The 7,794-nt window shown below is 66.4% G+C and carries 11 protein-coding genes; 2 read left to right on the top strand and 9 right to left on the bottom strand.

The annotated features are described in order from the left end of the window. Nucleotides 1–94: 94 nt before the first annotated feature. From C6P61_RS06180 to C6P61_RS06170, 3 genes are all read right to left on the bottom strand, one after another. Nucleotides 95–421, bottom strand: a complete 327-nt coding sequence (locus C6P61_RS06180) for a helix-turn-helix domain-containing protein (protein WP_105729055.1) — start codon at nt 419–421, stop codon at nt 95–97. Further along, a complete protein-coding gene (locus C6P61_RS06175) occupies nt 402–791 on the bottom strand; it encodes a type II toxin-antitoxin system RelE/ParE family toxin (protein WP_105729054.1) in 390 nt (129 codons plus the stop codon). The genes C6P61_RS06180 and C6P61_RS06175 overlap by 20 nt, the downstream gene beginning before the upstream one ends. A 90-nt stretch (nt 792–881) precedes the next feature. Further along, nucleotides 882–1,883: a PhoH family protein gene (locus C6P61_RS06170; RefSeq protein WP_105729053.1), complete on the bottom strand. Its 1,002-nt coding sequence runs from the start codon at nt 1,881–1,883 to the stop codon at nt 882–884. Nucleotides 1,884–1,912: 29 nt separating this feature from the next. On the opposite strand from C6P61_RS06170, the gene ruvA reads away from it, so the two are divergent. Both ruvA and ruvB read left to right on the top strand, forming a co-directional pair. Beyond that, nucleotides 1,913–2,494: a Holliday junction branch migration protein RuvA gene (gene ruvA, locus C6P61_RS06165; protein WP_105729052.1), complete on the top strand. Its 582-nt coding sequence runs from the start codon at nt 1,913–1,915 to the stop codon at nt 2,492–2,494. Nucleotides 2,495–2,516: 22 nt separating this feature from the next. After that, nucleotides 2,517–3,584, top strand: a complete 1,068-nt coding sequence (gene ruvB / locus C6P61_RS06160) for a Holliday junction branch migration DNA helicase RuvB (protein WP_105729051.1) — start codon at nt 2,517–2,519, stop codon at nt 3,582–3,584. A 54-nt stretch (nt 3,585–3,638) separates the two neighbouring features. On the opposite strand, the gene C6P61_RS06155 is transcribed toward ruvB, so the two are convergent. The 6 genes from C6P61_RS06155 to C6P61_RS06130 all read right to left on the bottom strand — a co-directional run bounded on the left by C6P61_RS06155 (nt 3,639) and on the right by C6P61_RS06130 (nt 7,740). Further along, the gene (locus C6P61_RS06155; RefSeq protein ID WP_105729050.1) at nt 3,639–4,280 is read right to left on the bottom strand and encodes a histidine phosphatase family protein; all 642 of its coding nucleotides are present in this window, start codon (nt 4,278–4,280) and stop codon (nt 3,639–3,641) included. Nucleotides 4,281–4,366: 86 nt separating this feature from the next. Continuing rightward, entirely contained in the window at nt 4,367–5,056 is a 690-nt protein-coding gene (locus tag C6P61_RS06150) for a hypothetical protein (protein WP_146114970.1), read from the bottom strand. Between the two features lie 66 nt (nt 5,057–5,122). Further along, nucleotides 5,123–6,088, bottom strand: a complete 966-nt coding sequence (gene ttcA / locus C6P61_RS06145; RefSeq protein WP_105729048.1) for a tRNA 2-thiocytidine(32) synthetase TtcA — start codon at nt 6,086–6,088, stop codon at nt 5,123–5,125. Nucleotides 6,089–6,128: 40 nt separating this feature from the next. Further along, nucleotides 6,129–6,512, bottom strand: coding sequence for a dihydroneopterin aldolase (locus C6P61_RS06140; RefSeq protein ID WP_105729047.1), 384 nt, complete (start codon nt 6,510–6,512; stop codon nt 6,129–6,131). Beyond that, entirely contained in the window at nt 6,509–6,901 is a 393-nt protein-coding gene (locus C6P61_RS06135) for a dihydroneopterin aldolase (RefSeq protein ID WP_105729064.1), read from the bottom strand. Before C6P61_RS06135 ends, C6P61_RS06140 begins: the two co-directional genes overlap by 4 nt. Before the next feature lie 38 nt (nt 6,902–6,939). Next, on the bottom strand, nt 6,940–7,740 hold the full coding sequence (locus C6P61_RS06130; RefSeq protein WP_105729046.1) for an SDR family oxidoreductase: 801 nt from the start codon (nt 7,738–7,740) through the stop codon (nt 6,940–6,942). Nucleotides 7,741–7,794 lie beyond the last annotated feature (54 nt).

The raw sequence follows: 7,794 nt of genomic DNA, 5'->3' as shown, positions 1-7,794 counted from the left end.
AGACTTTGAACACGCTCTAAGAAAAAGTTGCGAGGTACTTGCGCCGCCAGGGCAAAACGCCTTGCGCGGCTGTGCTGCGGCGGTGAGAGCCAGTTCAGACCGCTAGTGCCTCGATCCCTTTTTTCTCGATGAGCTGCAGTAGCTTTGCCGCAGCACCACTCGGGTGTTTTCCAGAAGCCGGCGACTCCCACTTCTGGACAGTGGACGGCCTCACGTTGAGAAAGCCTGCAAAAACCGTCTGGCTCATCTTCGCCTTTTTCGTTCTGATCTGAGCGACACGCTCCGGTGTATAGACCGGTGGTGTCGAGCACAGGGCCTTGATCTGACCGAGGTCTTGGGCAGAAAGCACATCGTGCTTGCTGAGCAACAGAGCCATTTCCAGCATCTCGGCGGAAACGCGATCAGTATTCTGAGCAGTCATGACAGATTTCCTTCAAAACTCCCTCTACCACCAGCGTATCGAGCTTTTGTGAACTGGCGACCTGCAAGGCCTGGCCCAGCAACTGCGCTTGCTCGACGTTGGCGTCAGAGAAGTCTGCACCTGGATCGCTTTTTTGGCGACCCGCCATAAAAAATATCCCGTGCGCGCTTTCTTTTGCCACCAAGGTCCGGGTGGCTCCTCGCTTGCCTTGTCCATCGATGGCGATGCGCTTTTTGCACAGGCCTTTGCCCAGGTCCGCCTCGTACTGCCCAAGCATGATCTCCTTGGCAGCGTCACAGAGCTGTTCATCAGAAAGCAGTTTCTTGGCCCAGCGCGCGAAGGTCTTCAATTTGAAAACACGTTTCTTCATCTGGCTCGACTATAGCACTTGGTGCAATAGTCATGTGAGGCGTGCACTCGTCGGATAACCTCGGGTGTAATTGCCATCGCTCTCACGTTCTCAGTCCCCGCTGCGCCGCACGGTCTTGCGCGCCGTGCTGCGCGTCAACGGCATCGCTTCCTCGACCTCGCGCCCACCCCCCGTGTCGTAGGCATCGACGATGCGTGCCACCAGCGGATGACGCACCACGTCGGCGCTGGTCAGGCGGTTGAAGGTGATGCCCTGCACGCGCTTCAAGACGCGCTCGGCGTCGATCAGGCCGCTGAGCTGGGTGCGCGGCAGGTCGACCTGGCTCACGTCGCCGGTGATGACGGCCTTGCTGCCGAAGCCGATCCGGGTCAGGAACATCTTCATCTGCTCGGGCGTGGTGTTCTGCGCCTCGTCGAGGATCACGAAGGCGTGGTTGAGCGTGCGCCCGCGCATGAAGGCCAGCGGCGCGATCTCGATCTGCTGGCGCTCGAAGGCTTTCTGCACCTTGTCAAAGCCCATCAGGTCGTAGAGTGCGTCGTAGAGCGGGCGCAGATAGGGGTCGACCTTCTGCGTCAGGTCGCCCGGCAGGAAGCCCAGGCGCTCGCCGGCCTCGACCGCCGGGCGGGTCAGCACGATGCGCTGTACCGCGCTGCGCTCGAGCGCGTCGACCGCACAGGCCACCGCGAGGTAGGTCTTGCCGGTGCCGGCCGGGCCGATGCCGAAGGTGATGTCGTGGCAGGCCATCTGGTCGAGGTAGCGCTGCTGGTTGGCGGTGCGCCCGCGCACTTCGCCGCGGCGGGTCTGCATCGCCACATGTTCGACGCTGTCCGCGGGCAGGGCGCTGTCGCCGGCGAGCATGAGCTGGACCTGTTCGGCCGGAACCGGCTGGCGCGCCAGTTCGTACAGGGCCTGGATCACTTCCATCGCCTGCTCGGCCTTGGCTTTCGGGCCTTCGACGCGGAACTGCTCGAAGCGGTGCGCGACCTTGACTTGCAGCGCGGCCTCGATCGTGCGCAGATGGCTGTCGAGCGGGCCGCACAGATGGGCCATGCGGGTGTTGTCGGGCGGAGAGAAATGGTGGCGGAGAATCAAACCGATAATTCCATCTAAAGGAAACGTCAATGATAGGCAAACTGAGCGGAACGCTGCTGGAAAAATCCCCTCCCCAGGTCCTGATCGACTGCGGTGGCGTGGGCTACGAGGTCGATGTGCCGATGAGCACCTTCTACGGCCTGCCGCACCTGGGCGAGAAAGTCGCGCTGCTGACGCATTTTGTCGTCCGCGAGGACGCGCAGCTGCTGTACGGCTTTGCGACTGCCACTGAACGTGAGGCCTTTCGGCAATTGATCAAGGTCAGTGGCGTCGGCCCGCGCATGGCGCTGAGCCTGCTGTCGGGCATGAGCGTGACCGAGCTGGCGCAGGCCGTGACCGCGCAGGAGCCTGGCCGCCTGGTCAAGGTGCCTGGCATCGGCAAGAAGACCGCCGAGCGCCTGTTGCTCGAGCTCAAGGGCAAGCTGGGCGCCGATCTTGGGGCCCTGGCGGGCGGCGGGCTGCTGCTGGGCGACGCGCATGGCGACATCCAGCAGGCGCTGATCGCGCTCGGCTACAACGAGAAGGAGGCCGCCGCCGCGCTCAAGGCGCTGCCGGCTGAGGTGGCGGTGAGCGAGGGCATCAAGCTCGCGCTCCGGGCGCTGGCGCGGTGATTTTCAAACGGGGTAAGCGCAGATGGCAATAGAAACCGACGATTTCGCCCGGGCACCGCGCCAGCCGCGCATGGTCTCGGCCGCGCCCGAATCCGGTCGTGAGGAGGCGCTCGAACGCGCGCTGCGGCCCAAGGGCCTGCAGGAATATGTGGGCCAGGCCAAGGTGCGCGAGCAGCTCGAGATCTTCATCGGCGCGGCCAAGAAGCGCCAGGAGGCGCTCGACCATGTGCTGCTGTTCGGCCCGCCGGGCCTGGGCAAGACCACGCTGAGCCACATCATCGCCTACGAGCTTGGCGTCAACCTGCGCCAGACCAGCGGTCCGGTGCTGGAAAAACCCAAGGACCTGGCCGCGCTGCTGACCAACCTCGAGCCCAACGACGTGCTGTTCATCGACGAGATCCACCGACTCTCGCCGGTCGTCGAGGAGATCTTGTACCCGGCGCTGGAGGACTACCAGATCGACATCATGATCGGCGAGGGGCCGGCGGCGCGCTCGATCAAGCTCGATCTGCAGCCGTTCACGCTGGTGGGGGCGACCACGCGCGCCGGCATGTTGACCAATCCGCTGCGCGACCGTTTCGGCATTGTCGGCCGGCTCGAGTTCTACAACGCGAGCGAGCTGGCGCTGATCGTCAAGCGCAGTGCCGGCCTGCTGCATACGCCGATGGACGAGGCGGCGGCATTCGAGGTCGCGCGCCGTTCGCGCGGCACGCCGCGCATCGCCAACCGGCTGCTGCGCCGGGTGCGCGACTATGCCGATGTCAAGGGCAACGGCCACATCACGCTCGACATGGCGAATCGCGCGCTGACCATGCTCGATGTCGACCCGATCGGCTTCGACCTGATGGACCGCAAGCTGCTCGAGGCCCTGATCCACAAGTTCGACGGTGGCCCGGTCGGCCTCGACAACATCGCTGCCAGCATCGGCGAGGAGGCGGGCACGATCGAGGACGTGATCGAGCCCTACCTGATCCAGCAGGGCTATCTGCAGCGCACCACGCGCGGGCGCATCGCGACCCAGGCCGCGTTTCGCCATCTGGGGCTGGAGCCGCCCAAGATCGAGCCGGGACTGCTGTCGGGCGGTGATTGAAGTCCCTCGTCTCCTTGCTCGCCGGTCCTGGCCTGTCGGGCGGGCCAGCCGGCCTCAGGTGCTGGTGTCGTCGTCCGAGGTTTCCTCGAGATGGCCGCGGTCGGCCCAGCCGACCAGGCTCAGGCCCTCGGGGGTCCAGAGCAGGCGGTGGATGGCGGCGTTCTCGACCAGCCAGGTGCGCGGCGCCTGCACTTCAAGCCCTGTCGCCAGCCGGTAAAGCATGTCGAGCACGCCGCCATGGGCGACGATGACGATCTGCTCGCCGCTGTGGCGTGCTGCGATCTCGTTGATGGTGCTCTCGATGCGTTCGCGCAGCTGCAGCAGTGTCTCGCCGCCACCGCCCGGCGCGAAGTCGGGCACCCGGGTGCGCCATGCCAGTGTGGCTTCGGGTTCCTCCAGCTCGAGTTCGGTCCAGGTCTTGCCCTGGAAGTCGCCGAAATGGCGTTCGCGCAGGCCGCTGTGGGTGCGCACGTCCATGGCCAACGCAGTCGCGATCGCGCTGGCGGTCTGGTGCGCGCGCTCCAGGTCGCTCGAGTAGACCGCCGCGATCGCTTCCTCGCGCAGTGCGTCGGCCGCACGCGCGGCCTGCCAGTAGCCGCGCGGGTTGAGCGGGATGTCGAGATGGCCCTGCAGGCGCTTGTCCTGGTTCCAGGTGGTTTCGCCGTGGCGCAGCGCCAGGATGCGGGTGAATTCCATAATAGGGCTTGGTGGGGCGGTGTGGGGGGCTGGCGCAAGCGGATCGCCGCGTAGCGGGTTCAACAGGTTCAGCGTATTCGGCGCGGTCAGCGCGGGACTTCGATCACGACCCGGCGCGGGCCGGCTGGTGCTTGCGGGAAGCCCTGCAGCGCCGCGTCAAGCAGCGCGGCCCATAGCGTCGGGTTGTCGGCCCAGGGGCCATCGTGCGAGGCCTGGGTCTCGTAGACCACCCGGGCGCTGCGGGCATCGCGCAGCACCAGCGAGACTTCGCGCTGGTAGTAGGGCGTCGTCAGATGCGGAAACAGCGGCATGCCGAAACCGACCGAGCCATGCGGAAACACATGGCCGATGCCGACGCTGACGCCAAAGCTCGGCCTGGCAGGCTCGTCCCAAGGAGCGTAGGGCAGGCGCACCGAGCGCGCGCCGAGCTCGACCGTCCAGCGCGGCAGCGCCGCGCCGGCCGGCAGCGGTTCGGGTGCGGCGCGCAGTCCGACGCGGGCCAGCGCATCGCGCGCGATGGCTTCGATCGCCTCCTGTTGCGCCGCAGGAGCCTGCAGCTGCGAGGGCCGGCGCTCGAAGCGGTAGCGGTCGCCGGGGACCGGTCTGGTCGCCTCGCCAGCCGGGCCGGCTGACCAGTCGGCGTAGCTGCGCACGTCATTCTCGAGCCGGATTGCGCCGGCGCAGCCGCCCAGCAGCAGTGTGCCGGCCAGCAGGCTCAGGCCGCCCAGCCGACGGGTCATGGCCCTGCCGGGCGGGTTGACTGGGGGACGGGACATGACGGGCTCCTGCACAAGTTGGGAAGTCCGGTGGCAGCGGCGACCCCGCCACCGGCAGGGCGAAAATCAGCGCGCCGGGGTCAGGCTGATGATCTGCTCGGTCGGCAGCGCCGCTGGCAGCGGCAGCTCTTCCTCGTCGAACACCATGTCGCCATTCTCGTCGGCGATGCCGGTGGTGCGCAAGGTCTCGAACGGGTGCAGCTGACGGTCCATCAGGTGGCTGGGCACCACGTTCTGCAGCGCGCCGAGCATGCTCTCGACCCGGCCCGGGAACTTCTTCTCCCATTCGCGCAGCATGTTGCCGATCTGCTTGCGCTGCAGGTTCTCCTGGCTGCCGCAGAGCGTGCAGGGAATGATCGGGAACTCGCGCACCTGGGCCCAGCGGATCAGATCCTTCTCGGGCACATAGGCCAGCGGGCGGATCACCATGAACTCGCCGTTGTCGCTGACCAGCTTGGCCGGCATGCCCTTGAGCTTGGCGCCGAAGAACATGTTGAGGAAGAAGGTCTGCAGGATGTCGTCGCGGTGGTGGCCCAGCGCGATCTTGGTGCAGCCGAGCTCCTTGGCCACCCGGTACAGGATGCCGCGGCGCAGCCGGCTGCACAGGCTGCACATGGTCTTGCCCTCGGGGATCACCTTCTTGACGATCGAGTAGGTGTCCTGGGTCTCGATGTGGAACTTGACGCCGAGCTGCTTCAGGTACTCGGGCAGGATATGGTCGGGAAAGCCCGGCTGCTTCTGGTCCAGGTTGACCGCGATCAGCTCGAAGTTGACCGGGGCGCGCTTTTGCAGCTTGAGCAGGATGTCGAGCAGGCCGTAGCTGTCCTTGCCGCCCGACAGGCAGACCATCACGCGGTCGCCTTCCTCGATCATGTTGTAGTCGGCGATGGCGCGGCCGACTTCGCGGCACAGGCGCTTTTCGAGCTTGCGGTCCTCGCGCTCGATCTTGTGCTTCTTCTGCGCCTCGGCGGCGTCGGCAGCGGATTCAGTGGCCGTCTCGGCGGCCTCGTTCCAGGTTGCGGTGTCGTTCATTTCTATCTCGGGTATGGGGTGCTGATGGCGGCAGATGCGCTCACCACTGGCCGCTTTCCATGCGGATGGCGACCTCGCAGTCGTCGAAGATCTCGAGCTTGGCGATCTTGACGCGCACGCCGATCACGCCGGGCAGCTGCAGCAGCCGGTGGGCCAGCTTGCCGATCAGCGTCTCGAGCAGGTTCACATGCTCGGCGGTGCATTCGTCGATGATGATCTGGCGCACCTTGCGGTAGTCCAGCACATGGTCGATGTCGTCGTCGTGCGGCAGCAGCGGCTGCACGCCCTGATTCAGCTCGGCATCGACCTGGATCGGTTGCGGGCGGGTCTTCTCGTGTTCGAGGATGCCGAGGTTGGCGACGAAGCGCAGTCCGGTCAGGGTCAGGATCTGCTGGCCGGCTTTCGGGGCTTGGATGGGGTTCATGGCTGGGCAGTGGCGGGCTTGACGTGGAAGACTTCCACGCCGACGGCCTCGCAGTCGGGGTAGACGTCGGGTTTGCAGGTCGACAGGCGCACGGCGCGCACGCCGGGGTGGGCCAGCAGGCGCTGAGCCAGGTCGTCGCACAGGGTTTCCTGCAGCTCGACATGGCCTTGCTGCAGGCGCAGCGCGACCTCGGCACGCACGAAGTCGTAGTCGACCACCTCGTGCAGCGAGTCGAGCGCGGGGGTCGATTGCGTGAACGGCACCCAGAGCTCGACGTCGATCCAGAGCCGCTGGGTCACGCCCTTCTCGAAGTCGTGGGCGCCGATATGGGCCTGCACCTCGTGGCGGCGCAGGAAGAGCTTGCGGCAGCTCAGGCGCAGCTCGTCCATCAGGGACAGCTGCACCGGCAGGGTCAGGTCGGGAGCGTTCATGGCAGGGGATTGTCCTCGACTGCGAACATCACGTCGCGCGCCAGCGGCACCAGATGCTGGCCGCTGTCGACGCACAGGGTGGTTCCGGTGATGGCGCGGGTCTGCGCCAGGAACAGGCAGGTCCGTGCCACGTCGGCCGGATCGGTCGGCCGGCGCAGCAGGTTGACGCGGCTGGCGCGGTCGAAATTCTCCTGCGTCTGCGGGCCGCTCAGGTACATCAGTCCCGGTGCCACGCCGCAGACGCGCACGCGCGGCGCTAGCGCCTGCGCCTGCAGCGCGACTGCGCGTTCCAACGCCAGCTTGGTCACGGTATAGGAGAAATAGTCCGGGTTCAGGTTGAACACCTTCTGGTCCAGGATATGGATCACGCTGGCATCGACATCCACCCCGGCAGGCAGGCCGGCGCTGAGTTTGCGTGCCAGCGACAGCGGCGCGATCAGGTTGACCTCGAGCTGCAGTCTGGCCAGCTCGGCGTCGAAGTCGGCACCAGTGTCGGGTTCGAACGCCGAGGCATTGTTGACCAGGCAGCTGAGCGGGCCGGCAATGGCGGCGGCCTGTGCCATCAGGGCGCGCCGGCCGGCTTCACTGGCCAGGTCGCCCTCGATCGCGGTCGCGTCCAGGCCCTGCTCGCGCAGCGACTGGCAGAGCGCCTGCGCTGCGTCGGCCGAACGGCGGTACTGGCACAGCACGCGCCAGCCGGCTTGCGCGAAGGTGCGGCAGATCTCGGCGCCCAGGCGTACGCCGCCGCCTGTGACGAGCACGGTCGGGACCGTAGGGATCGGGTCGGCACGGGTCATGGGGTGATCTTCATGGGTGGTCGGGCGCTTATGATGGCGCCGCACCCGTAACCA

Source organism: Malikia spinosa (assembly GCF_002980625.1).
Lineage (GTDB): Bacteria > Pseudomonadota > Gammaproteobacteria > Burkholderiales > Burkholderiaceae_C > Malikia > Malikia spinosa.
The sequence above is the reverse complement of the archived record's forward strand: the minus strand, read 5'-3'. Positions and strand labels throughout refer to the sequence as shown.